Annotated in this window: 22 protein-coding genes; 10 read left to right on the top strand and 12 right to left on the bottom strand. The window is 56.8% G+C overall.

The features are described from left to right. Nucleotides 1–73: 73 nt before the first annotated feature. The gene (locus EDF81_RS19410) at nt 74–1,273 is read right to left on the bottom strand and encodes an NAD(P)/FAD-dependent oxidoreductase (RefSeq protein WP_123349803.1); all 1,200 of its coding nucleotides are present in this window, start codon (nt 1,271–1,273) and stop codon (nt 74–76) included. Nucleotides 1,274–1,501: 228 nt separating this feature from the next. Between EDF81_RS19410 and pitA the strand changes: the two genes are divergently transcribed. Next, nucleotides 1,502–2,998 (top strand): inorganic phosphate transporter PitA, encoded by a 1,497-nt coding sequence (gene pitA / locus EDF81_RS19405; RefSeq protein WP_123349802.1) that lies wholly within the window; start codon nt 1,502–1,504, stop codon nt 2,996–2,998. A gap of 56 nt (nt 2,999–3,054) precedes the next feature. On the opposite strand, the gene uspB is transcribed toward pitA, so the two are convergent. Then, entirely contained in the window at nt 3,055–3,390 is a 336-nt protein-coding gene (uspB, locus tag EDF81_RS19400) for a universal stress protein UspB (protein ID WP_123349801.1), read from the bottom strand. A 364-nt stretch (nt 3,391–3,754) separates the two neighbouring features. On the opposite strand from uspB, the gene uspA reads away from it, so the two are divergent. After that, complete coding sequence (gene uspA, locus EDF81_RS19395) at nt 3,755–4,192, top strand: universal stress protein UspA (protein ID WP_123349800.1); 438 nt, start codon at nt 3,755–3,757, stop codon at nt 4,190–4,192. A 44-nt stretch (nt 4,193–4,236) separates the two neighbouring features. Here uspA and rsmJ read toward each other — a convergent pair whose 3' ends face one another. Both rsmJ and prlC read right to left on the bottom strand, forming a co-directional pair. After that, nucleotides 4,237–4,992, bottom strand: coding sequence for a 16S rRNA (guanine(1516)-N(2))-methyltransferase RsmJ (gene rsmJ, locus EDF81_RS19390; RefSeq protein WP_123349799.1), 756 nt, complete (start codon nt 4,990–4,992; stop codon nt 4,237–4,239). A 7-nt stretch (nt 4,993–4,999) separates the two neighbouring features. Beyond that, the gene (gene prlC / locus EDF81_RS19385; RefSeq protein ID WP_123349798.1) at nt 5,000–7,042 is read right to left on the bottom strand and encodes an oligopeptidase A; all 2,043 of its coding nucleotides are present in this window, start codon (nt 7,040–7,042) and stop codon (nt 5,000–5,002) included. Nucleotides 7,043–7,223: 181 nt separating this feature from the next. Here prlC and EDF81_RS19380 point away from each other — a divergent pair, with 181 nt between their 5' ends. Together EDF81_RS19380 and gorA are read left to right on the top strand one after the other, a co-directional pair. Further along, nucleotides 7,224–8,066 carry a 23S rRNA (adenine(2030)-N(6))-methyltransferase RlmJ gene (locus EDF81_RS19380; RefSeq protein ID WP_123349797.1) on the top strand — a complete coding sequence of 281 codons (843 nt, stop codon included), beginning with the start codon at nt 7,224–7,226 and terminating at the stop codon, nt 8,064–8,066. Between the two features lie 71 nt (nt 8,067–8,137). Beyond that, complete coding sequence (gene gorA, locus EDF81_RS19375) at nt 8,138–9,490, top strand: glutathione-disulfide reductase (protein ID WP_123349796.1); 1,353 nt, start codon at nt 8,138–8,140, stop codon at nt 9,488–9,490. 50 nt (nt 9,491–9,540) lie between these two features. Here gorA and EDF81_RS19370 read toward each other — a convergent pair whose 3' ends face one another. Beyond that, complete coding sequence (locus EDF81_RS19370; RefSeq protein ID WP_123349795.1) at nt 9,541–9,939, bottom strand: hypothetical protein; 399 nt, start codon at nt 9,937–9,939, stop codon at nt 9,541–9,543. A 358-nt stretch (nt 9,940–10,297) separates the two neighbouring features. Between EDF81_RS19370 and EDF81_RS19365 the strand changes: the two genes are divergently transcribed. Then, a complete protein-coding gene (locus EDF81_RS19365) occupies nt 10,298–11,947 on the top strand; it encodes an alpha,alpha-trehalase (RefSeq protein WP_123349794.1) in 1,650 nt (549 codons plus the stop codon). Nucleotides 11,948–11,959: 12 nt separating this feature from the next. Here EDF81_RS19365 and EDF81_RS19360 read toward each other — a convergent pair whose 3' ends face one another. Beyond that, a complete protein-coding gene (locus EDF81_RS19360) occupies nt 11,960–13,558 on the bottom strand; it encodes an STY4199 family HEPN domain-containing protein (RefSeq protein ID WP_123349793.1) in 1,599 nt (532 codons plus the stop codon). Nucleotides 13,559–13,707: 149 nt separating this feature from the next. On the opposite strand from EDF81_RS19360, the gene EDF81_RS19355 reads away from it, so the two are divergent. After that, entirely contained in the window at nt 13,708–14,235 is a 528-nt protein-coding gene (locus EDF81_RS19355; protein ID WP_123349792.1) for a GNAT family N-acetyltransferase, read from the top strand. A gap of 81 nt (nt 14,236–14,316) precedes the next feature. Here the strand turns inward: EDF81_RS19355 and EDF81_RS19350 are convergent, their stop codons facing one another. Further along, nucleotides 14,317–15,075: an SDR family NAD(P)-dependent oxidoreductase gene (locus EDF81_RS19350; RefSeq protein ID WP_123349791.1), complete on the bottom strand. Its 759-nt coding sequence runs from the start codon at nt 15,073–15,075 to the stop codon at nt 14,317–14,319. A gap of 119 nt (nt 15,076–15,194) precedes the next feature. Between EDF81_RS19350 and EDF81_RS19345 the strand changes: the two genes are divergently transcribed. From EDF81_RS19345 to EDF81_RS19335, 3 genes are all read left to right on the top strand, one after another. Further along, a complete protein-coding gene (locus EDF81_RS19345; protein WP_123349790.1) occupies nt 15,195–16,094 on the top strand; it encodes a LysR family transcriptional regulator in 900 nt (299 codons plus the stop codon). Nucleotides 16,095–16,150: 56 nt separating this feature from the next. Next, nucleotides 16,151–17,122, top strand: a complete 972-nt coding sequence (yhjD, locus tag EDF81_RS19340) for an inner membrane protein YhjD (protein WP_123349789.1) — start codon at nt 16,151–16,153, stop codon at nt 17,120–17,122. A 252-nt stretch (nt 17,123–17,374) separates the two neighbouring features. Continuing rightward, a complete protein-coding gene (locus EDF81_RS19335) occupies nt 17,375–18,697 on the top strand; it encodes an MFS transporter (protein WP_123349788.1) in 1,323 nt (440 codons plus the stop codon). A gap of 38 nt (nt 18,698–18,735) precedes the next feature. On the opposite strand, the gene EDF81_RS19330 is transcribed toward EDF81_RS19335, so the two are convergent. Further along, nucleotides 18,736–20,790 carry an AsmA family protein gene (locus EDF81_RS19330; protein WP_123349787.1) on the bottom strand — a complete coding sequence of 685 codons (2,055 nt, stop codon included), beginning with the start codon at nt 20,788–20,790 and terminating at the stop codon, nt 18,736–18,738. 73 nt (nt 20,791–20,863) lie between these two features. Continuing rightward, entirely contained in the window at nt 20,864–21,646 is a 783-nt protein-coding gene (gene pdeH, locus EDF81_RS19325) for a cyclic-guanylate-specific phosphodiesterase (RefSeq protein ID WP_123349786.1), read from the bottom strand. Nucleotides 21,647–21,886: 240 nt separating this feature from the next. Between pdeH and EDF81_RS19320 the strand changes: the two genes are divergently transcribed. Next, on the top strand, nt 21,887–22,816 hold the full coding sequence (locus tag EDF81_RS19320; RefSeq protein ID WP_123349785.1) for a sugar kinase: 930 nt from the start codon (nt 21,887–21,889) through the stop codon (nt 22,814–22,816). Between the two features lie 67 nt (nt 22,817–22,883). Here EDF81_RS19320 and EDF81_RS19315 read toward each other — a convergent pair whose 3' ends face one another. From EDF81_RS19315 to EDF81_RS19305, 3 genes are all read right to left on the bottom strand, one after another. Continuing rightward, nucleotides 22,884–24,383 (bottom strand): pitrilysin family protein, encoded by a 1,500-nt coding sequence (locus EDF81_RS19315; protein ID WP_123349784.1) that lies wholly within the window; start codon nt 24,381–24,383, stop codon nt 22,884–22,886. 199 nt (nt 24,384–24,582) lie between these two features. Beyond that, nucleotides 24,583–24,891: a CcdB family protein gene (locus tag EDF81_RS19310; protein ID WP_123349783.1), complete on the bottom strand. Its 309-nt coding sequence runs from the start codon at nt 24,889–24,891 to the stop codon at nt 24,583–24,585. A 2-nt stretch (nt 24,892–24,893) separates the two neighbouring features. Then, a complete protein-coding gene (locus EDF81_RS19305; protein ID WP_123349782.1) occupies nt 24,894–25,133 on the bottom strand; it encodes a type II toxin-antitoxin system CcdA family antitoxin in 240 nt (79 codons plus the stop codon). Nucleotides 25,134–25,243 lie beyond the last annotated feature (110 nt).

Below are 25,243 nucleotides of genomic sequence, written 5' to 3'. Positions count from 1 at the left end.
TCAACAAATTGATGATAGCTGAAATCGAAAAGTAGCACAACATTTGCTCAAGCCAGGCTTGTTGCGGTCCCACTCATCGGGAGCTCTCCACCAGCGCCTGCGCACACGCCCACGCGCTGGCCCAGGCCCACTGGAAGTTATAGCCGCCAAGCCAGCCGGTGACATCCACCACCTCGCCGATAAAGTAGAGTCCGGGTACGTTACGGGCTTCCATGGTGCGTGACGACAATTCATGGGTATCCACGCCGCCCAATGTCACTTCCGCCGTGCGATAGCCTTCGGTGCCGTTAGGCTGTACCCGCCAGGCGGTCAGGGTTTCCACCAGCGTTTGCTGGTCACGGCTATTCAGTTGCTTAAGGGTGACGTCCGGGATTTGCCCCAGCAGCTGTAAGCATTCCACCAGCCGTTTCGGAAGCTGCATTGCCAGGGTGTTTTTCAGGCTTTGATTGGGATGGGATGCGCGCTGCTCGTCGAGCCAGCTTGCCAGACTGCACTCCGGAAGCAGGTTGATGGTGACGAATTCACCGGCCTGCCAGAAGCTGGAGATCTGCAGCACCGCAGGACCGGAGAGGCCCCGATGGGTAAACAGCAGGCTTTCGCGGAATACCGTTCCGTCTTCGGCGGTAATTACCGACGGGACGGAGACGCCGGAAAGCACCTGGAGCTGCTCAAGCAGGGGTTTATGCAGGGTAAAAGGCACCAGCCCGGCGCGAGTTGGCAGGACCGTCAGGCCAAACTGCTCGGCGATTTTGTAGCCGAAGGGGGAAGCGCCCAGACCCGGCATCGACAGGCCGCCGCTGGCAATAACCAGCTTAGGCGTACGAACGGTCGCACCGTTTAGCGTCAGCAGATAGCCTTCGTCATCACGGGTCACGCTGAGCACTTCGCTGCGCAGACGTATCGTGACGCCGCCTTTCTCGCACTCCGCCACCAGCATATCGACAATTTGCTGCGCCGAATCGTCACAAAACAGCTGGCCGAGGGTCTTCTCATGCCAGGCGATGCCGTGTTTGCCGACCAGATCGATAAAATCCCACTGGGTGTAGCGCGCCAGCGCCGACTTACAGAAATGCGGATTGTTGCTGAGGTAGGCCGCCGGTTCAGCGTAGAGATTGGTGAAGTTGCAGCGACCGCCGCCGGACATCAGGATCTTGCGGCCCGGTTTTTTGCCATTATCCAGCAGCAGCACGCTGCATCCCGCCTGACCGGCCTGCGCCGCACAGAACATTCCTGCCGCTCCGGCCCCAATTACAATGGCATCAAACCTTTCCACACGCTTATCCTCACGAAAAATTCGTCGCGAATTGTAAAGTTTCCGCAAAGGCCATACCAGTGCAATAACGCCCGGACAAAGACATAACCTTGAAATATATGCAGTAATTCTTTACAGCCGGATGACAGTCCCTAAGAAATATCAAAAAAAACCACATTTCACTTTGCCCGCGCCGCCAAACTCCCCGATAATGCGCCGCGTTCATGTCCTCAAAATGGCGTAACGTCAATGCTACATATATTTGCTGGCCTGGATTTGCATACCGGCCTTTTATTATTGCTTGCTCTGGGATTTGTTCTGTTCTACGAAGCCATCAACGGTTTCCATGATACGGCAAATGCAGTAGCCACAGTTATCTACACCCGCGCGATGCGCTCACAGGTTGCGGTCGTCATGGCTGCGGTCTTTAACTTCCTTGGCGTATTGCTCGGCGGTCTGAGCGTAGCCTATGCCATTGTGCATATGCTACCAACGGATCTGCTGCTCAATGTCAGCTCATCTCACGGTCTGGCGATGGTCTTCTCCATGCTGCTGGCCGCGATTATCTGGAACCTCGGCACCTGGTATTTTGGTCTGCCGGCCTCCAGTTCTCACACCCTGATTGGCGCGATTATCGGGATTGGTTTAACCAACGCCCTGATGAACGGCACGTCGGTGGTGGATGCGCTGAATATCCCGAAAGTGATCAACATTTTCGGCTCGCTGATCGTCTCCCCGATTGTCGGTCTGGTGTTCGCCGGTGGCCTGGTGTTTATCCTGCGTCGCTACTGGAGCGGTACCAAAAAACGTTCACGTATTCACCTCACTCCGGCCGAGCGTGAAAAGAAAGACGGCAAGAAAAAGCCGCCGTTCTGGACCCGTATCGCCCTGATCATCTCAGCGATCGGCGTGGCTTTCTCTCACGGCGCGAATGACGGCCAGAAAGGTATCGGCCTGATTATGCTGGTTCTGATTGGCGTGGCACCGGCGGGCTTTGTGGTCAATATGAACGCTTCCGGCTACGACATTACGCGTACCCGCGATGCGGTCAATAACGTGGAAACCTTCTTCCAGCAGCGTCCTGAACTCCTGCTGAAAGCGACCGGCGTGGATCCGCTGATCCCGACCCCGGAAGAGGTCGCCACCACCCCGAACGAATTCCACTGCCACGCGGGACGCGCGATTGCCGCCCTGGACCGTGCGAAAGCGATGCTGACCGGTATCGAAAGCTATGAGCAGATCACCGTTGAGCAGCGCGGTCAGCTGCGTCGCATTATGCTGTGTATCTCTGATACCACAGATAGCGTGGCGAAGTTGCCGGACGTTAGCGCCGACGATAAGCGTCTGCTGAAAAAGCTGAAAACCGATATGCTGAATACCATTGAGTACGCGCCTGTCTGGATCATTATGGCCGTCGCGCTGGCGCTGGGTATCGGCACCATGATTGGCTGGCGTCGTGTCGCCACCACCATCGGTGAAAAAATCGGTAAGAAAGGCATGACCTACGCTCAGGGGATGTCCGCACAGATGACCGCTGCGGTGTCTATCGGGCTGGCCAGCTACACCGGGATGCCGGTCTCCACCACCCACGTGCTCTCCTCCTCCGTGGCGGGGACAATGATCGTGGACGGCGGTGGCCTGCAGCGCAAAACCGTGACCAATATTCTGATGGCCTGGGTCTTTACCCTCCCGGCCTCGATTATTATGTCCGGCGGGCTGTACTGGCTGTCGCTGAAGATTATCTAAGTCTTCGGCGCAGAAAAAAGCGGGTCAGGAAACTGACCCGCTTTTTTTATTCCCGCTCAGTGCCAGAGCATCAGCGCTATCAGGCTAATCACCACCAGTCCACAAAGGGCGCTGGTCAACACAAAGAGCCGACGCACGCGATCGCAGCGGCGAATGAACTCGTCATCATGATGATCCAGATAGCGCTGGGCGTAGATATACCAGACCAGGCGCACCTGCTTGCCCGGCTGTCCGTGGGACGTGAAAAACCCGCCGCCATCGACATATTGATAGAGCAAAGGATCGCAACCCCGAAGTACCACTAACAGCGCGCGTAACGATGAAAAGTAGCGCACCATGTTAACCACACACACGATACATAAAGCCCAAAACAGCGCGATGGTGCTGATCATAACCCCTCCCCGGCGACATACCCACGGAGAAGACCCCAGGGTTACCGCTCCCCGAAAACAGGACAAATGAGAAAAAGCGTGTTGATGGAAGCCGAGCTGGATCACATTTATTTATCCGAGCGGCACATTAAATAGTGTAGGAGATCCGTAAATTTTTTTACCACAACGTTAAGCCTTATCAATGCCTCAAACAGAAATATTTGTTTCACTTATCTGACAACGGGACGCATTGACGCAGGTTTCAGGTCGCTATAAGGTAGAAATGTCTTCTACAATTAGATTGTTATGAGGATTTTATACGCCTCAAAACAGGACCCATCATTGGATCCACGGGTCATCGACAACTTATGGAAGGAGTAACACCATGGCTTACAAACACATACTTATCGCCGTCGATCTTTCACCGGAAAGTAAAGTACTGGTAGATAAAGCGGTATCGATGGCGCGCCCGTATAACGCGAAAGTCTCTCTGATTCATGTCGATGTGAATTACTCCGACCTCTATACCGGTCTGATCGACGTCAATCTGGGTGATATGCAAAAACGCATCTCGGAAGAGACGCATCATGCCCTGAGCGAGCTGTCGACGAACGCAGGTTATCCGATCACCGAAACCCTGAGCGGCAGCGGCGATCTGGGTCAGGTGCTGGTTGATGCGATCAAGAAATACGATATGGACCTGGTGGTCTGCGGTCATCACCAGGACTTCTGGAGCAAACTGATGTCCTCCGCCCGTCAGCTTATCAATACCGTCCACGTCGATATGCTGATTGTTCCGCTGCGCGACGAAGACGAAGAGTAATGCCCGTGCGCCTTCATCCTCTCCCGGCGGGAGAGGATGAAGCATTACGCATCTGGCGTTCCCGGATAAATATCAAATCGATGCCCTTTGGTGACCACGGCATTGGTGGTCGCGACCTCCGCCAGCGGCGGCGCGTAGTCGGGGCGTTTTACCACCACCCGTTTTGTCGCCAGCCTCATCGCCGGCGCCAACAGGCCGTCGGCGTCCAGATCCGGTCCCACCAGAGACTGAAACACCCGCATCTCCTTTTTCACCAGCGCGCTCTTCTGCTTGTGCGGGAACATCGGGTCGAGATAGACCACCTGCGGGCGCGGGCGAATATCCTCCAGCGCCGTCAGGCTGGACGCGTGGATCAGCAGCAAACGTTCCTGTAACCAGGGGCCGATTTCCGCATCGGCATAGCCGCGGGCCAGACCGTCGTCGAGCAGAGCGGCCACCACCGGATTACGCTCCAGCATCCGCACCCGGCAGCCCACGGCGGCCAGCACAAAGGCATCGCGTCCCAGACCGGCCGTGGCATCCACAACGTCCGGCAGATAGCTGCCCTTGACCCCAACCGCTTTCGCCACCGCCTCGCCGCGACCCCCGCCGAATTTACGCCGGTGGGCCATTGCGCCCCCGACGAAATCGACAAAGATCCCGCCGAGCTTCAGCTCGTCGCGCTTGCGTAGCTCCAGATGTTCCGGCGTCAGCACCAGCGCCATCGGATTGTCGGCATCGTGTTCAAGCCCCCAGCGGGTCGCCAGAACAGATAAGGCGCCGTCTCCGGCGCCCGTTTCATCAAGTAAACAGATTTTCACCCGTGCTTCAGCCTTCGATACCGTAGTGCGCCAGCATCGCATCCAGCTGCGGTTCACGGCCACGGAAGCGACGGAACAGCTCCATCGGCTCTTCAGAGCCGCCGCGGGTCAGGATATTGTCGAGGAACGACTGACCGGTTTCGCGGTTGAAAATTCCTTCGTCTTCAAAGCGCGAATACGCATCCGCCGCCAGCACGTCCGCCCACAGATAGCTGTAGTAACCGGCCGCATAGCCACCGGCAAAGATATGGCTGAACGCATGCGGGAAGCGGCCCCATTTCGGACCCGGGATCACGGCAACCTGCTGCTTGATCTCGGCCAGGGTTTCGAGGATTTTCGCGCCCTGCTGCGGGTTAAATTCCGCGTGCAGACGGAAGTCGAACAGGCCGAACTCCAGCTGGCGCAGGATAAACATCGCCGCCTGGTAGTTTTTCGCCGCCAGCATTTTCTCAAGCAAAGCCTGAGGCAGCGGTTCTCCGGTTTCATAGTGGCCGGAGATAAACGCCAGCGCCTCCGGCTCCCAGCACCAGTTTTCCATAAACTGGCTCGGCAGTTCGACCGCATCCCACGGCACGCCGTTAATACCGGCAACGCCCGCGGTGTCGATACGGGTCAGCATATGGTGCAGACCGTGGCCGAACTCGTGGAACAGGGTGATCACTTCATCGTGGGTAAAGAGCGCAGGCTTGCCGCTGACCGGACGGTTAAAGTTACAGGTCAGATAGGCAACCGGCTTCTGCAGCGAACCGTCGGCTTTACGCAGCTGACCGACGCAGTCATCCATCCAGGCCCCGCCGCGTTTGTGTTCACGGGCGTAAAGGTCAAGGTAGAAGCTGCCGCGCAGGGTATTGCTGTCATCGTACAGCTCGAAGAAGCGCACATCCTGGTGCCAGACGTCGATATCGGTACGCTCTTTGGCGGTGATGCCGTAGATGCGCTTAACCACTTCGAACAGGCCGTTAACCGCTTTGTTTTCCGGGAAGTACGGGCGCAGCTGCTCGTCGCTGATGCTGTACAGATGCTGTTTCTGTTTTTCGCTGTAGTACGCGATATCCCAGGGCTGCAGATCCTCAACGCCGAACTCGGCTTTGGCAAAGGCGCGCAGCTGGGCGAGCTCTTTTTCACCCTGCGGACGGGCGCGTTTCGCCAGGTCGGTTAAGAAATCCAGCACCTGCTGCGGGTTTTCCGCCATTTTGGTAGCCAGAGACTTATGGGCATAGCTGTCAAAGCCCAGCAGCTCCGCCAGCTCGTGGCGCAGGGCGAGGATTTCCGCCATCACCGGGCTGTTATCCCATTTGCCCGCGTTCGGCCCCTGATCGGAGGCGCGGGTGCCGTAGGCGCGATACATCTCTTCGCGCAGGGCCGCGTTATCACAGTAGGTCATCACCGGCAGATAGCTCGGGATATCGAGGGTCAGCAGCCAGCCCTGCTGCTCTTTAGCTTCGGCCTGGGCTTTCGCCGCCGCCAGGGCGCTTTCCGGCATACCGGACAGTTCGCTCTCGTCACTGACCAGCTTCGTCCAGCCCATGGTGGCGTCGAGCACGTTATTGCTGTAGCTGTTGCCAAGCTCGGAGAGACGTGCGGCAATTTCGCCGTAGCGTTTCTGTTTCTCTTTTGCCAGACCAATCCCGGACAGTTCGAAATCGCGCAGGGCGTTATCGACGGATTTTTTCTGCGCCACGCTCAGCGCCGCATAGTGCTCGCCGTCGCGCAGATTGCGGTACGCCTGATACAGGCCTTCATGCTGACCGACCCAGGTGCTGTACTCGGAAAGCAGCGGGAGCGTTTGCTCGTAGGCTTCGCGCAGCTCAGGACTGTTTTTCACCGAGTTAAGATGGCTGACCGGCGAGAAAAGACGCCCCAGCACATCGTCCACTTCCGCCAGCGGCTGGCACAGGTTTTCCCAGCTGTAAGGCGCACCCTGGGCCACAACGCGCTCGACGTTTTCACGGCAATCATTCAGCGCTTTTGTGACCGCAGGCACCACATGTTCAGGCAAGATTTTAGAAAACGGGGGTAATTCGAAGGGTGTCAGTAATGGATTGGTCATTAGCGCTGTCCTGTTGAATAAGTGTCATTAAGCGCAATCTCCGGCGCCTTACTTGTTTTGTCTAGCATGGGGTTTAGTGTAGATAATTTCAATGCCGGACGCTGCGCTTTCGCGGCGGGCGCGACTTTTCGGTATACTGTAGGCAACCCTTTTTTTATCAGGCTTTCCGGAACATTTTCCCATGCTTAGTTATCGTCACAGCTTCCACGCCGGCAACCATGCCGACGTGCTTAAACACACCGTTCAGAGTCTGATCATTGAGTCCCTTAAAGAGAAAGAGAAACCTTTCCTTTATCTGGATACCCACGCGGGTGCAGGTCGCTATCAGCTGAGCGGCGAACACGCCGAACGTACCGGTGAATATCTGGAAGGGATTGCCCGCATCTGGCAGCAGGACGACCTGCCTGCCGAGCTGGAGCCCTATATGAGCGTAGTGTCTCACTTCAATCGTAGCGGTCAGCTTCGTTACTACCCGGGTTCCCCGCTGATTGCACGCCAGTTGCTGCGCGAGCAGGACAGCCTGCAGCTGACCGAGCTGCACCCCAGCGACTTCCCGCTGCTGCGTTCTGAATTCCAGAAAGACAGCCGCACCCGCGTTGAGCGCGCCGACGGTTACCAGCAGCTGAAAGCCAAACTCCCGCCGGTTTCCCGCCGTGGGCTGGTGCTGATCGACCCGCCGTACGAAGTCAAAACCGATTATCAGGCGGTGGTTACCGGCATCAACGAGGGCTATAAGCGCTTCGCCACCGGCACCTACGCACTGTGGTATCCGGTGGTCATGCGCGCGCAAATCAAACGTATGATCAAAGACCTGGAAGCCACAGGCATCCGCCGTATTCTGCAAATCGAGCTGGCGGTACGCCCGGACAGCGACCAGCGCGGAATGACCGCTTCCGGCATGATTGTGATTAACCCGCCGTGGAAGCTGGAACAGCAGATGAACACCGTGCTGCCGTGGCTGCACCGTAAACTGGTTCCGACGGGGACCGGCCATGCGACCGTTAGCTGGATCGTACCGGAGTAATCGCAGCCATAGGTGGCGTCTATGACGCTTCGGGCTACAATCACCGCAACTCATAATAAGAGATGACTGGAATGACTAAGCACTATGACTACATCGCCATCGGCGGCGGCAGCGGCGGTATCGCCTCCATCAACCGTGCCGCTATGTACGGCCAGAAATGCGCGCTGATTGAAGCCAAAGCGCTCGGCGGCACCTGTGTGAACGTCGGTTGCGTGCCGAAGAAAGTGATGTGGCATGCGGCGCAGATCCGCGAAGCCATCACGATGTACGGCCCGGACTACGGCTTCGACGCCACCATCGACAGCTTTAACTGGAGCAAGCTGGTTGCCAGCCGCACCGCCTATATCGACCGCATCCATACCTCGTACGATAACGTGCTGGGCAAAAATAACGTCGATGTAATCCGGGGCTTCGCCCGCTTTGTCGATGCGAAAACCATTGAGGTTAACGGCGAAACCCTGACGGCCGACCATATCCTGATCGCCACGGGCGGCCGCCCTTCCCATCCGGATATTCCGGGCGCGGAGTACGGCATCGACTCCGACGGCTTCTTCGAGCTGCCAGCGCTGCCGGAGCGCGTGGCGGTTGTCGGCGCAGGCTATATCGCCGTTGAGCTGGCGGGCGTGATTAACGGCCTCGGCGCGAAAACGCACCTGTACGTGCGTAAACACAGCCCGCTGCGCAGCTTCGATCCGCTGCTGAGCGAAACCCTGGTCGAAGTGATGGCGGCGGAAGGCCCGGCACTGCACACACAGGCGATCCCGAAATCGGTAGAGAAAAATGCCGACGGCAGCCTGACGCTGACCCTGGAAGATGGCCGCAGCGAAATCGTTGACTGCCTGATCTGGGCAATTGGTCGTGAACCGGCCACCGACAGCTTCAACCTGGCGGTAACCGGCGTGAAAACCAATGAAAAAGGTCATATCGTCGTCGATAAGTTCCAGAACACCAGCGTTGAGGGTATTTACGCGGTGGGCGACAATACCGGTGCCGTTGAACTGACCCCGGTTGCCGTTGCCGCTGGCCGTCGCCTCTCCGAGCGCCTGTTTAACAACAAGCCGGACGAGCATCTGGACTACAGCAATATCCCGACGGTGGTCTTCAGCCATCCGCCAATCGGTACCGTCGGCCTGAGCGAGCCGCAGGCGCGCGAACAGTACGGTGACGACCAGGTCAAAGTGTACAAGTCGTCCTTTACGGCGATGTACACGGCCGTGACGTCCCATCGTCAGCCGTGCCGCATGAAGCTGGTCTGCGTCGGACCGGAAGAGAAAATCGTCGGCATCCACGGTATCGGCTTTGGTATGGATGAAATGCTGCAGGGCTTTGCGGTGGCGCTGAAAATGGGCGCGACCAAGAAAGACTTCGACAATACGGTGGCGATCCACCCGACGGCGGCAGAAGAGTTTGTGACCATGCGCTAAGCACGGCCCTCGGAACGATCTAAACCCCACGCAGCGTCGTGGGGTTTATTTTATTGGCGCGTGTAGCTGGCGAGGATCTGAGTGGCCAGGGCTTTATCGGATACCACCTGCGAGTATCCATTGCCTGTTCTTAACGCGGACACGATTTTCGTTTTTAAAAACGCGTCAGAATTAAAGGTGGCGGTGACATCAGACCCGACATTTCGGCTAAAGAAATGGTCGAGTGCGTCAGAACAGTCAGGGCTCTTCTTGATACTCAGGAAAAGAGAGACTGTCGGAAAAAATCGCCACGCGACCGCGTCTTCTCGCAGATTAACGCCCGTGACGCAGCGTTGATGTAAAGGGAACGCGTCATTATTTGCCGTGTAGATGATAATGTCTTTTTGTGACTCCGCAGAGAACGCGGCCGGTGACGCCAGGGTCAGGCTTATCAGCAGTGCTTTGAACATGATTCCTTTCACAAAAACCCCTTAAATATTATTGAGTAAACGATATTCAGTCGATGAAATACTATGTTCAATCGTCGACAAAATACACTCTTTTCTCTCCTCACCCGTCACCCTGAACGGGCCAGGCGACATTCATAATTCGTTGCAAAATCCACCCGCCAGTCTCTGCCAATAACACGCTTATCATTTACAGTTAAAAAAGAGTCGCTTAGCAAAACGCTGCTGACGTCACCCGGGCTGAAATCGTGATCTCTCGCACAATTCTGATTTCGCTGACCGAAGCGAGTGTCTACGCTTAATAGAGAGTCGGAGCACGCTCCGCACCTGATACTGACGCAAGCAGGAGGTTCTTATTACTATGCTCAACCAGAAAATACGCAACCCTGAGTCCGACGTATTCCCGCTCGACGTGGAGCTGTGCTACGAGACAGACCCGTGCGAGCTAAAACTGGATGACATGACCGACGTCGAACCGGAACCGGAGATGATCGAGGGGCTGCCCGCCTCCGATGCGCTCACCCCTGCCGATCGCTATCTGGAACTGTTTGAACACGTGCAGTCGACCCGCATCTTTAGCGATAGCAAAACCTTTCCCGACTGCGCGCCGAAAATGGACCCGCTCGATATTCTGATCCGCTATCGCCGGGTGAAACGTCGGCCCGGGTTTGATCTTCGCCAGTTTGTCGAAGACCATTTCTGGCTGCCCGATAACCTCGACAGCGCCTACGTTTCCGACCCGGAAAACTCGCTGAAAGAGCATATCGACAATCTGTGGCCGGTGTTAACCCGCACGCCGCAGGATCATATCCCCTGGTCGTCGCTGCTGGCGCTGCCTCAGTCCTATATTGTCCCCGGCGGACGTTTTAGCGAAACCTACTACTGGGATTCCTACTACACCATGCTCGGCCTCGCGGAGAGTGGCCGCGGGGATCTGCTGCGCTGCATGGCGGATAACTTTGCCTGGATGATTGAGCGCTACGGCCATATTCCCAACGGCAATCGCACCTACTACCTGAGCCGCTCCCAGCCGCCGGTTTTCGCCCTGATGGTGGAATTGTTCGAAGAGGACGGCGTACGCGGGGCGCGACGCTACCTCGAACATCTGATGATGGAGTACCAGTTCTGGATGGAGGGTTCGGAGTCGCTGGTGCTGAACCAGGCCTGGCGGCGCGTGGTGCGTATGCCCGACGGCGCACTGCTTAACCGCTACTGGGACGACCGCGACACGCCGAGGGATGAGTCCTGGCTGGAAGACGTGGAAACCGCCAAACACTCCGGTCGCCCGCCCGGCGAAGTCTACCGGGACCTGCGTGCCGGGGCAGAGTCCGGCTGGGATTACTCTTCCCGCTGGCTGCGTGACCCGAGCCGGCTGGCCAGCATTCGCACGACCCAGTTTATCCCGGTCGATCTCAATGCGTTTCTCTACAAGCTGGAGAGCACCATCGCCAATATTGCCGGGCTGAAAAACGAGCGGGAAATGGAAACCGCCTTTCGCCAGAAGGCACGCGACCGGCGCGAGGCGCTGACCCGCTACCTGTGGGACGAGGAGAACGGCTGCTTCCGCGACTATGACTGGCGTCGTGAACAGCAGGCGCTGTTTTCCGCCGCCAGCATTGTGCCGCTGTATGTCGACATGGCCACCCACGAGCAGGCGGACCGGCTGGCCGACGCCGTTCGCACGCGCCTGCTGACGCCGGGCGGGATCCTCGCTACCGAATATGAAACCGGTGAGCAGTGGGATAATCCCAACGGCTGGGCCCCGCTACAGTGGATGGCGATCCAGGGCTTTAAACGTTACGGCCACGATGCGCTGGGCGATGAGATCGCGCGCAGCTGGCTACAGACCGTCAACCACGTGTATCAGCGGCACCATAAGCTGGTGGAAAAGTACCATATTGCCGGCGGTACGCCGCGCAAAGGAGGCGGCGGTGAGTATCCTCTGCAGGACGGCTTTGGCTGGACCAACGGGGTGGTGCGCCGCCTGATTGGCTTATACGGGGAGCCTTAGCTCCCCGGCAGATCAGCGGATCACGTCGTAGACCGCTTCCTGAATATCCAGCCACTTCTGGCTCTGGGCATCCGGTGACGCCTGCGCCCGCAGGCGCGCCTGCTCGGTTTCATAGCGCTGGCGCTCAACCACCGCCGGACGGGTACAGAAGGAGCGCAGGTAATTTTTGCGCATTGAGGTCAGGTTACGCCCATTGGCCATTTCATGGGTCACCGTGTTGATAAAGCGTCGGCACGGTTTCTCTTCGTCCATCTGAATCCGGTAGCGCAGCAGCAGAGAGAGCACGTCGTCGTAACCGACCGCCTGGGCCTGCTCCGTCCAGGAGAGTTTCCAGTTCATTCCTCCCTGCAGGAACAGCAGCACCACGTCGGTGTCGTTACGATCGATGGCCGAGCGCATATTGTAGACATCCCAGCGAATACCCATTTTCGCCAGCTTATCGCGCGGCAGCTGGCCGCTGCGGTTAATATTCTCTTCGCTGTCTGCGGACATTGCGTAAGCATTTGACCGCGGCGTAGCGGGATCGGACATCACCATCCACACCCCGCCAATCGCCATTAACAGCGCCATCGCCCCCACCGCGCCCCACAGGATATTCGCGATAAACTGATCCCGGTCTTCCGGGCTGCGTTTGACCTTGTGTACCGGACGTTCCATCGCATCGCGCACGTTCGCCACATCGCCGCCCGCTTCTTTATCTTTTTTACGTGCGTTGACCCAGAATTTTTCCAGCTCACCGGCGTCCACCGACATAAAGCTGGCCGGATTTACCTTCGTCCGGCCCCGGTCGAAGGCACGCTGGATCGGGCCGGTGATTTGAGTCGTATAGCTATCCAGGAGCATCAGCTGCGTGCCGGTTAGCGACTCATCGGCCAGAACCCTGTTACGGATCTGTCGGCAATCATCGAGGAATGTTTGCAGCGTTTTGCGCGGATCGACGAACAGCGTCAGCGCCGAGGCATCACTAAACAGATTCGAGTAGTGGCTGGAGTACTCTTTTTTATCGGAAATCAGCAGCGCCTTCTCGCTAAACAGCATCCCGCTCAGGATATCGTCGCGGTTGCCCCGTTTCAGCCAGTTGCGCACCCGGTCAACGCCGAACTGCACCTTGAGGTGGGTGTTCAGTTTCTGCCTGTCTGGCCAGGCCCGCTCCACCATATCATTGAGCGTCATTTCCAGCGCCCGCAGCTGTTGCATGGCCAGCAGCTGCTGCTGAGCTTCGTCTTCTTCGTTAAAATCGGTGCTGTAGGTGAGCTGTGGCTGACGCTGGCGTAAGTTCTCCAGCGAACCGACAAAGCGCAGGGCGGCAATACGCTGGTTGTCACTGACGTCCTGGCCGCCGTCGTACTGGGGGACATACTGCTGGAGATGACGAAGCTGGAGGGTAAACTGGCTGAGAGAGGCGTCATCGAGGTTCAGGCGTTTTGCCACCGCACCCCAGCCGCCCAGGTTCATACGGGCCTGATCGAGCTGCTCCAGAAACCAGCGCGGATCTTTGCCTTCCGCCACGTAAATCTTTAGCAGAAGCAAGATCTCAACCGAAGCCTGGCGGATAATCGCCAGGCAACGCTCAAATTGCGCGCGCGCCTGCGGCGAAGGAGTATTCGTCATCATGATCCTTACAATACGGCAATTTTTGTCTGGCAGATTGCGGATACGGCCCGCTATTTTTTATTTTGTGCAGCCCAAACATATAACAGATTATGATGAATAAAAGTGATCGCCCCTAAATCATCACAAAATATAATGAGAGCAACCCGGTGCCCCTATTTAAAACTGAACGACTGAGCTGCGCGCCGCTTCAACAGGAAGACTGGCCTTTTTACCTGATGCTACAGCAGCACCCGGACGTGATGCGCTATGTCTCTGATAAAAGGCCGGAAAGTGCCATTGCCGAGGGATTCAACTCAAGACTACCGGCATGGTCGCCGGGCAGCGAACACTGGCTCTGTCTGGTGGTTCGCGCCCGTGAAACCGGCGAGCCACTGGGCGTGACGGGCTATATTCACCGCGACACCGACAGTGCCGAGGTCGGCTTTCTCTTTTCCCCGGCCGCACAAGGTCAGGGCTACGGCTATGAATCCCTGCGCGCACTGTGCGACTACGCCTTTCGGGAGGGCGGTATTCGCCGCCTGACTGCCACGGTTACGGCAGGGAATGTCGCGTCCCGACGTTTACTGGAAAAAACGGGATTTATTCAGGAGGGTGAACTGCGGCAGAACTATTTCCTGGACGGAAAATGGCACAGTGACTGGATTTTTGGCCTGCTAAAAGATGAATATATTTAATATTTATTAAAGTGACTTAAGTTAAATAAGCAAAGCAGGCGCCTGGCCTGCTTTAATATTGTTCTCAAATATAACTTCCGGTTATAAAAACATGCCGCCGGAGATTTCAACCCGCTGCGCGGTCATCCAGCCCAGCTCATCGCTCAGCAGTGCGGCAATCGCATTGCCGATATCGTCCGGCAGGCCAACGCGGCCCAGCGCGGTTTGCGATGCCACAAACTGGTTCATCTGCGCATTATCTCGTACCTGTCCGCCGCCAAAGTCGGTTTCAATCGCGCCTGGCGCAATGATGTTCACGGCAATACCGCGCGCGCCCAGCTCTTTCGCCTGATAGCGAGTCAGCACTTCCATTCCGCCCTTCATCGCCGCATAGGCCGCGTAGCCCGGCAGCGCAAAACGCGCCAGCCCGCTGGACACATTGAGAATGCGCCCGCCATCTTTCAGCAGCGGCAGCAGACGCTGCGTAAGGAAGAACGGCCCTTTTAAATGGATGTTCATCAGCTCATCAAACTGGGCTTCCGAGGTCTGTGCAAAAGGCACATTTATCCCGATTCCGGCGTTGTTGATTAAATAATCAAAGCTCTCACGCTGCCAGACCTGCTGGAGCTGTTTTTGCACATCGCTGGCAAATGCCTCAAAGCTGGAACTATCACCGACGTTTAACGCTAATGTCGCCGCTTTCACGCCATAACTCTCAATTTCACGGACGACATCGAGCGCATCCTGCTGGTTATTTCGGTACGTCAGAATAATTCCGATTCCCTTCTGCGCCAGCTTCAGCGCTGCGTTTTTCCCCAGGCCACGGCTGCCGCCGGTCACTAATGCGATGGATTGTGTCATAAGAAACCTCGTCTCGGATGATATGAAGAACGAAAACCAGCTTATTGGATGCACTACTATCAATAAAGGCGCTAAAATAAGCTTCACTGTTTCATCTACAGCAACAACGGTGCAAAAGTATGGATAAAATTCACGCAATGCAGCTGTTTATCCGCGTCGCGGAAGTGGAGAGTTTTTCCCGCGCCGCCGACTCACTCGGCCTGCCTAAAGGTAGCGTATCCCGCCAGATCCAGGCGCTGGAAAATCATCTCGGCACCCGCCTGCTGCACCGCACAACCCGACGCGTCCAGCTTACCCAGGACGGCATGGTCTATTTCGAGCGGGCCAAAGATCTGCTCAGTAATCTGGATGAGCTGGATGGACTCTTTCAGCAGGACTCCAGCAGCATCAGCGGCCGACTGCGGGTCGATATGCCGGTGACGATGGCGAGAAATCTACTTATCCCCCGGCTGCCGACGTTTTTGCAGCAGTATCCCGGTATCGAACTGGAGCTCAGCAGCAGCGACAGGCTGGTGGACGTGGTCCGCGAAGGTTTTGACTGCGTCGTGCGCGTCGGCACGCTGAAGGATTCAGGGCTGATTGCCCGCCAGATCGGCAAGCTGTCGATCATCAACTGCGCCAGCCCCGACTATCTGTCGCGGTTTGGCTATCCGGAAACGCTGGACGATCTCGCGGATCACGCGGTGATCCACTATGCGGTGAATCTCGGCAGCCGTCCGTCGGGTTTCGAAGTCTTCAGTGATAACGCCACCCGCTGGATTAAAACCGGCGGCATGCTGACGGTGAACAGCACTGAAACCTATCACGCGGCCTGTCTGGCCGGGCTGGGGATTATTCAGGCTCCGCGCACCGGCGTCCGGGAGGCATTGCGCAGCGGGAAGCTGGTCGAAGTCCTGCCGCAGTACCGCGCAGAGTCCATGCCCGTCTCGCTGCTCTATCCCCATCGCCGCAACCTTTCCCGCCGCGTCCATCTGTTTATGGAGTGGCTGAGCGGGGTAGTAAAAGACTATGTTGATTAACCTGGGTCTATAATTTGCGTTATATCAGGTCAAAATCAGTAAGGAAGCAATCACGCATGAAGCAAGAAAACGAGAAAGGCAAGGCCAGTAAAGCCCTGGAAACCGTCACCGATACCGCGCAAAAAATCCAGCGAAACCCGGTGATTGCGCACCTGCTGCGGGCAGCCGAGCGCTTTAATGACCGGCTCGGTAATCAGTTCGGGGCGGCTATCACCTACTTCTCTTTCCTGTCGATGATCCCGATTCTGATGGTTTCGTTTGCGGCCGCCGGTTTTGTCCTCGCCTCGCACCCGACCCTGCTGCAGGATATCTTCGATAAAATCCTGGCTAACGTCAGCGATCCGACGCTGGCGATGACCCTAAAAAGTACGATTAGCACGGCCGTCCAGCAGCGCACCACCGTCGGGCTGGTCGGGCTGCTGATAGCCCTCTATTCCGGCATTAACTGGATGGGTAACCTGCGCGAGGCGATCCGTGCCCAGTCCCGCGATGTCTGGGAGCGCACCGCTCAGGATGAAGAGAAAATCTGGGTGAAATACTTCCGCGACTTTATCTCGCTGATTGGATTATTGTTCGCGCTTATCGTTACGCTGTCGATCACCTCGATTTCCGGTGCCGCACAGCAGCTGATTATCTCCCTGCTCTATCTCGACAATATCGAGTGGCTGAAACCGGCCTGGCGCGTTATCGGTCTCGCCATTTCCATCTTCGCCAACTATCTGCTCTTCTTCTGGATTTTCTGGCGTCTGCCGCGCCATCGCCCGCGCAGAAAGGCGCTGATCCGCGGCACTTTTATCGCCGCCATTGGCTTTGAGGTGATTAAAATCATCATGACCTGGACTCTGCCCGCGCTGGTGAAATCACCGTCCGGGGCCGCCTTTGGTTCGGTGCTTGGCCTGATGGCCTTCTTCTACTTCTTCGCCCGCCTGACCCTGTTCTGCGCGGCCTGGATCGCCACCGCCGAATACAAAGATGACCCGCAGATGCCGGGACGGGCGGGCCGTCGAATCGATAACCAGGTTGAATAAAAAAGCAAAATTTCAGCCCAGCGAGGCATTTCAGCAGATAAATCCAGGTTGTAACTTTTATTTAACCAAAACCTGGTTTTATCTGCTGAGTTTCAAATTCTGTGAAGCATTTCATAGAAGCGAATTCGCCTGCCTGAACATTATCCCCTTTTTGCCTGTTTTTCGCCCAATCCGCCGCCCGGTTACAGATTGAAATGTCGCTTTTGCTATGCGTAATATGGTCGTTCGTTCGCTATAAAATAAGAAAAGACTATGCAAGCTACCGCCACAACACTCGACAACGAACAGGACGCCGCGCCGGTTAACTCGCGCAATAAGGTCGTCGTTGCCTCACTCATTGGGACCGCCATTGAGTTCTTCGATTTCTATATTTACGCTACCGCTGCGGTGATTGTCTTCCCGCATATCTTCTTCCCGCAGGGCGACCCGACGGCAGCGACGCTACAGTCGCTGGCGACCTTCGCCATTGCCTTTATCGCACGCCCGATTGGCTCTGCCGTATTTGGTCACTTTGGCGACCGCGTTGGCCGTAAAGTCACGCTGGTGGCGTCGCTGCTGACGATGGGGATCTCGACGGTCGCTATCGGCCTGCTGCCGGGCTATGAAACCATCGGTATTTTCGCGCCGCTGCTGCTGGCGCTGGCACGCTTTGGTCAGGGTCTGGGCCTGGGCGGTGAATGGGGTGGCGCGGCGCTGCTCGCCACCGAGAACGCACCGGCGAATAAACGTGCGCTGTACGGCTCCTTCCCGCAGCTGGGCGCACCGATTGGCTTCTTCTTCGCTAACGGCACCTTCCTGCTGCTCTCCTGGCTGCTGACCGACGAGCAGTTTATGAGCTGGGGCTGGCGCGTGCCGTTTATCTTCTCCGCGGTGCTGGTTCTGATCGGCCTGTACGTGCGCGTTTCCCTGCATGAAACCCCGGTATTTGCCAAAGTGGCTGCCGCGAAGAAACAGGTAAAAATCCCGATGGGCACCCTGCTGACGAAGCACGTTCGCGTCACGATTCTGGGTACCTTTATCATGCTGGCGACCTACACCCTGTTCTACATCATGACGGTTTACTCCATGACCTTCAGTACCGCCGCGCAGCCGGTCGGCCTGGGTCTGCCGCGTAATGAAGTGCTGTGGATGCTGATGATGGCGGTCATTGGCTTTGGCGTGATGGTGCCGATTGCGGGCCTGCTGGCTGACCGTTTTGGCCGCCGCAAGAGCATGATTGTGATCACTTCGCTGATTATTCTATTCGCGCTGTTCGTCTTCCCGCCGCTGCTGGGTTCCGGTAATCCGACGCTGATCATGGCCTACCTGCTGATTGGCCTGAGCCTGATGGGGCTGACCTTCGGCCCGATGGGTGCGCTGCTGCCGGAGCTGTTCCCGACGGAAGTGCGCTATACCGGCGCATCCTTCTCCTACAACGTCTCGTCGATTCTCGGCGCGTCCGTGGCACCGTATATCGCGGCCTGGCTGCAGGCTAACTATGGCCTGATGTACGTTGGCTTCTACCTGGCGGCCATGGCGGCACTGACGCTGATAGCACTGCTGCTGACCCACGAAACGAAGCACCAGTCTCTGTAACGCCTTTGCCCTCTCCCATCCGGGAGAGGGCTCACTGCTCACCGTTTCATCTGGGACAAAATCGTCCGACACTGATTAGCTTCCCCTTCTGAAGGCGATACCAGCGCCAGCAGCGCAGCCGCAGGCGTCACCAGCGTGGCCAGCGCAGCAGCCACCGCCCCACGAGCAAGCAGCGGCCCTGCCTTCACGCCCGCATCGGGGTTTTTAAAGGTTCCACGTACGTACAGCGGCGAACGCAGGGTAATAATGCGGATGCCTTTGCTTTCCGGATCGATGGTTAAATCCAGCCGCTCCGAGGCAAAGCTCGCGTTGCCGGTCACGTTAATCACCGCATTTTCCGTATCGAAGGCGAAAATCTGCGGACGCGCAACGCCGTTCACGATATCCAGATTGGCCGCCGCACAGTTCACCTGGACCTCATCGTCGCCAAACAGCTCGCCGACCAGATAGTTCCCTACGTTCAGCCCGAGGATCTCCATCAGGTTGCGGCTAATCAGGCCGTCGTTCATCAGTAGCTTCAGGTTACCGTTGCCGCTGCCGAGCAGTGCGGCGACCGAGTTACCGGTGCCGCGGATCCTGGCATCGCCGTTCATCTCCCCGAGGGTTTTCTGCATCAGCTCGACGTTGGGCATCAGCTCTTTCAGCTTGAGGCGACGCGCCTGGATATCCGCGCTGCCCTGCATCGGCTTTTTGTCCCCCTCAAGATGGATGGTGGAGGAGATACTGCCGCCCGCCAGGCCGAACTTAAGCGGGTTCAGCCGCAGATCGCCGTTTTTTAGCGTCAGATGGGTGGAGAGATCGCTGATGGGCAGCGTGCTCCCGTGCTCGATATGGCGGCCCTTAAAGCGCACATCGGCATCCATCACGTTCCACTTGTCGGTTTCGAAGCGGTCATAGGGCAGGACTTTGTCAGCAGGCTGCGCCGTTTTCTCACCTTTGCGCGCCTCGGCCTGCTTCGTCTTCTCCGCGTCCTTGCCGGAATCGACGCCGATCAGCGGGCCCAGATCGGCCAGCCGCAGCTGTCGGGACTCCAGGTCGCCCTCAAGCTTCGGTCGCGGTTTACCGGTGGTGTAGGTCAGCGAGCCATGAATATCGCTGTCGCCGATACGCCCGTTAAAGTTGCGGTAGGCAAAACGGGAGCCCTGTTTCTCGTTAAAGGTGGCAACCAACCGACCGTCGGTTTTAAAGGGCGGCGTATCCGGCAACAGCACACCGGTCAGATCGTACAGCTCGCCCAGCGAATCCCCGGAGAAGGTCAGCTGCAGATCGGCCCCGCCCATATTCAGCGGGTCATTCAGGGTTCCCGTCAGCGCCACCCGGGTATTGCCGGAGCGGAAATCCGCCTGCAGCGGGAACGGCGTGCCTTCGCTACGCAGGGCCAGCATCCCGCCGATTTTTCCCGTCCCGGTCAGAGCCTGCCCGTTATAGCGCCCCTTCGCACTCAGACCAAAAACATAGTCCCCCACTTTCGCGGATTTCTCCCCGCTGCCGGTGACTTCGCTGAACGGCAACGGCTTGCCCAGCGGATTGACATCAATCGCCACCGCTGCGCGGGTGACGCGGTCATCCACGGTGATCCGACCGGTATCGAAGAGAATATTATCCAGCCGGAATGACCAGGCCGACGGCGTGGTTTCTGCCGTTTTACCCTGTTCGCCTGCGAGACTAAAGGTCCAGTTATTGAGTTTTTCCGAACGGCGGATCAGCCGGGCGTCAGGCTTCACCAGCTTGATCCACGGCAGATAGACGGTCTTGCTCAGCAGCGACAGCGGAGCAATGGTCGCCTCCACGCGCGGCAGATGCACCATGGTGATTTCGTCGATCCCCGGCGGGTTACCCAGCAGCACGTCTTCCGCATGGATACGTGGCCAGGGTACCCAGCTGCGCCAGCCGGTTTCGCCCTCCGGGCGCGCCCAGACGACGCCGAGATCGCCGCGAATGGCGAACTGACGGTTAAGTTCGGTTGAGACTTTCTGATTGATAGTGGGTTTGAGACGGTTCCAGTCAAAGGTCGCGATAACGACAATCACCAGTACAATCAAGAGCAACAGCGTCCCTGAAATAATGGCAATCGCTTTGCTTGTTTTTGACATGCCCTGTTTCCTTTCTGTTTTCCTCACCTGTCCTGACTATAGTTGAGGTCAACAGAAAGGGCCTGTTTACGGCTCAGGCCATCTGGATAAGCACGTTATCGAGCGTCTCGATAGGGACCGGTCGGGAAAGGAAATAGCCCTGCGCGGCCCAGGCCGGGGAGTGCTGGACATCACGCCACTCTTCCAGGGTTTCGACCCCTTCAACGATCACGCCGTGGCAGTAGTGGTTCATCAGCTGCAGCAGGAGCGTGAACAGATTGCGGCCTTCCGGGGTTTTACGCAGCATAATAAACAGCTCGCGTGCTACCTTAATGTAGTCGTAGTGGACTTCGCTCAGTGCAGAGAAGTTCGCCATACCGGTACCAAAATCATCCAGCCACAGCGGGCCAAACTCGCAGAGGTTGGCAACGCTGGAGTCCTGCGGCAGACGGATATGTTCCACCAGCTCGAAACGCAGCCAGGGCATCGTCTCAATCAGCGCCAGCAGCGCTTTGTCTTCACGCATCGCCAGCAGCGTCGGACCATCGACGTTGACCGAAGCCAGAATCGCGTTATCCGCAAAGAACGCTTTCTTCTTATCCAGAACCGCAAGCTGCTCTTTTACCACATCAATACGGTGGCGAACCGCCACTTCAGCGAAATAGCGATCCGGCGCGATACGCTTATCGGGGTTGGACGGATGGGTCACCACCGTCAACAGCTCGATAGCCATCAGACGGCCGTCGGTTTTGTAAATCGGCTGATAAGTATAAGCAAGCTCACACTGCAGCCAGTAGCGTCTATCCTGCAAGCTTTCAACGCTGTCAGCGCTTGCCTCCGGAATGCTCAGGCGCTGGATTACCTGCTCTAACTTCATCTCTGATGTCCTGTTGACTGGGAAAAAGAGCCGAATGGCTCGTTTTGGGATTATCGGCGCAGAAAGTGAGAACTTTATGTCCAGCACAGGGGCAAATTTAAAAAGCGGGATCGCCATAATATGAGAGGAACACGCGCCAGCTCAAAAAAATAATGGAACGTTGTTTTAATATAGTTGACCATAAAAAACCCACAGCGCACACTAGCGCTAATTTCCCGATTCAGATCCAGGTTGACGACTATGTCTAAAAAAATTGCCGTAATTGGCGAATGCATGATTGAACTGTCACAGAAAGGTACGGAAGTTAACCGTGGCTTCGGTGGCGATACGCTGAACACTTCCGTCTATATCGCTCGTCAGGTTGATAACGCCGCGCTGGCCGTCGAGTACGTGACCGCGCTGGGTACGGATAACTTTAGCCAGCAGATGCTGGACGCCTGGCAGAACGAAGCCGTCGGAACCCGACTGATTCAGCGGATGGACAATCGTCTGCCTGGCCTGTACTACATCGAAACGGACAGCACCGGCGAGCGCACCTTCTACTACTGGCGTAACGAGGCGGCGGCCAAATTCTGGCTGGAAAGCCCGCAGGCTGCCGGTATTTGCGAAGAGCTGGCGACCTTTGACTACCTCTACCTGAGCGGTATCAGCCTGGCTATCCTCAGCGACAGCAGCCGCGAAAAACTGCTCTCCCTGCTGCGCGAATGCCGCGCCAACGGTGGCAAGATTATTTTCGATAACAACTACCGTCCGCGCCTGTGGGCCAGCAAAGAAGAGACTCAGCGCGTTTATCAGCAGATGCTGGAATGCACCGATATCGCCTTCCTGACCCTCGACGATGAAGATCTGCTCTGGGGCGAGAAGCCGGTTGACGAAGTGATTGCCCGTACTCAGGCGGCAGGCGTGCAAGAAGTGGTCATTAAGCGCGGGGCCGACTCCTGCCTGGTGGCCGTTGGCGACCAGCCTGTCGTTGACGTTCCGGCCATCAAGCTGGCGAAAGAGAGCGTGGTGGATACCACTGCCGCTGGCGACTCCTTCAGCGCAGGCTACCTGGCGGTGCGACTGACCGGCGGTGATGCCGAAGCGGCTGCGAAACGCGGTCATCTGACGGCCAGCACCGTCATTCAGTATCGTGGCGCTATCATTCCGCGCGACGCGATGCCGGACTGATTTTCTGTACCATTAAAAAAGGCGGACAGCACAATGCGGTCCGCCTTTTTTTGTTCTGAAAGCAGGATTACTGCGCCGCCGGAGCCTCAGCCGCCGCGCCTTCCGCACTCTCTTCCACCGGAGCCGGTGCATCCGCCGCTGGCGTTGCGGGAGCCATAATCTTCAGCCAGGCCGCCTGCAGATCCTTCATGTTGTATTCCGGTTCGCCGTTCGGCTGGAGCAGTACCAGCGCCATCTCCTGCGACAGCTGCTGGTGCAGATCCTGATTGAGCATTTGCAGCGTCAGGCCGTTAAGGAAGTCCGCACGCAGCTTCTGATACTGCTCCGGTGCGATATCCACCACCTGGTTTTGCAGAGAGCGCATACGCTGGCCAATCAGCACGTCCGTATCCATGCGGGCATAGGTCGCGAACAGCTTCTGCAGCTCCAGGTTTTTCTGCTCAACCAGAGCTTTAAATTCCTCTTCCGACAGCCCCTTTTCGCGCACCTGAGCCAGCTCGCGGGCGACCACGTCCAGGCTGTTCCCCAGTTTCTCATTGGGGGAGTCGATATTGATGGCGCACTGGGCGCGCAGGAACAGAACACGGCAGTCAAAGCCGAGGCCGATATCCTTAACGTTATTTTTACTCAGGCTCTGCTGGACGTGCCAGAACAGCGCTTCGCGGGCTAAATCGGCGCGCCAGTAGCGCAGCAGCCCGGCGGATTCGCGGATCGGTTGCCATGGGTTATCCCACATCAGCGCCAGACGGTCCTGGCGTACCGTGTCGGTCATAATACTTACCGGCTCGTGGCTCAGAGGCGCCAGCGTCGGTATCGGCGCGGGCGTTTCTCGTTTATTGGTCAGAGTGCCAAAGGTCTTGTTGATTTGTTCAACAATACTACGGTGATCGACATTGCCTACCACAATCAGCGTCATCGCATCCGGGGTATACCACTTATGATAAAACGCCTCCAGCTGGGCGATATCCACCGGCTGTTTCAGCACCTCCGCCGGATCGTGCCCCAGCATAGCCGAGCCTTTCAGGCGATAGCGCCACCAGCTTTCTTTGGTATCGGCAGGCCAGGTGGCGATCATATCTTCACTACTCAGGGCGTAATCGACGGTTTTCTGCGTGATGCTCAGTCTGCCGGAGGTATCTGCCAGCCAGCTCAGGGCTTCTTTCAGCAGATCGTTACGGTTATTGGGCAGGCTGAGATTAAATTGCGTGTAGTCATAGGAGACAATCGCGGGCGGAAGCGGGCGGTTGGGATCGATGCCCTGCTGCCATAAAGAACGTGCCTGCATGGCCTGCAGACTGCCGCTCTGGGTCAGCGCCAGGCGCGGAATAAAATGGCTGTAGCCGCTCTGCTGCGTGGCTTCGGTCAGCGAGCCGGTATTGATCGTCAACCGAATCTCAATGCGGTCGCTCGGCCGCTGAGGGGTTGCCAGTACCTGCCACTGGAAACCGTTCGCCAGCGTCCCCTGCTGCCATGCAGGGTCAGGCTGGAGTGCATCTGCCTGCACAGAACCGGCAGCGGCCACCATCAGCAAACCACCCGCCAAACGTAGAATTTTTGTGCCCTGCATGTGAACCCCTGATCAACAATCCCGGTTAGTAAGAGAACCCCCATAGCCGGGATAATCCAGTAATATCGAAAACACTTCGTGTTAGACCGCGTGAAGAGGAAAAAGTCGCGCCGTCAGAGAAAATTTACCCGTAACGCTCAGTATGCCATTGAAAAACCAGAAACTGAAAATTAGTGGGTAGAAAGGGGTAACGATGCCTTTAAAATCCGTCAAAAATAAAATCCAGTGCATTTTTGATGCTTTGCCTGTGAGGTCGGGCATCCAGGACTTCATCACCCATCTGGGATAAACGAACGCTGGCCATCTCGTGCGTCATCACCAGGTAATCATCATTTTCAATATTGATTATCGGGGTCAGCCGTCTGGCGGGAGGATTTGCCAGCCATTTTAGTGGGTAAAGCGGGATAACCAGGCGAGTATGTAGTTCATCAATGATATCGCTCTGAACATCCAGCAAAAATGGATATGCCTTACTGTTTCCGTTATTACGATAAACAACATATTGCATGATTAAAACGTCCTGTATTCGTCTGACAACAGCCCATGTTCATCAGTGATACGATTAAGTTCCTGTAACGCCGCCCGATTTTCCATCTTCCAGCGTTCAGCCCCTGTGGCATCGATTTCCTGTTTCAGAGCCTGAGTGAGCACTGCCGATAGATTAATTCCGGCATCACGGGCCTGCTGAAGCAACGCGGGTTCCAGCGTAACGCTGACCGTTTTCTTGTATCGAGTATTCATACCAGACATGCTGCCTCCATTTGCACGTGTAAATTACGCGTGTAAAAAGTATGCGACAGAGCATAACAAATAGCAATCAGGCAGACTTCTGCTTTGCGTAGAGGGATTATGCGTAAGGA

The sequence above is a fragment of the Enterobacter sp. BIGb0383 genome (assembly GCF_003751845.1).
GTDB lineage: Bacteria > Pseudomonadota > Gammaproteobacteria > Enterobacterales > Enterobacteriaceae > BIGb0383.
The sequence above is the reverse complement of the archived record's forward strand: the minus strand, read 5'-3'. Positions and strand labels throughout refer to the sequence as shown.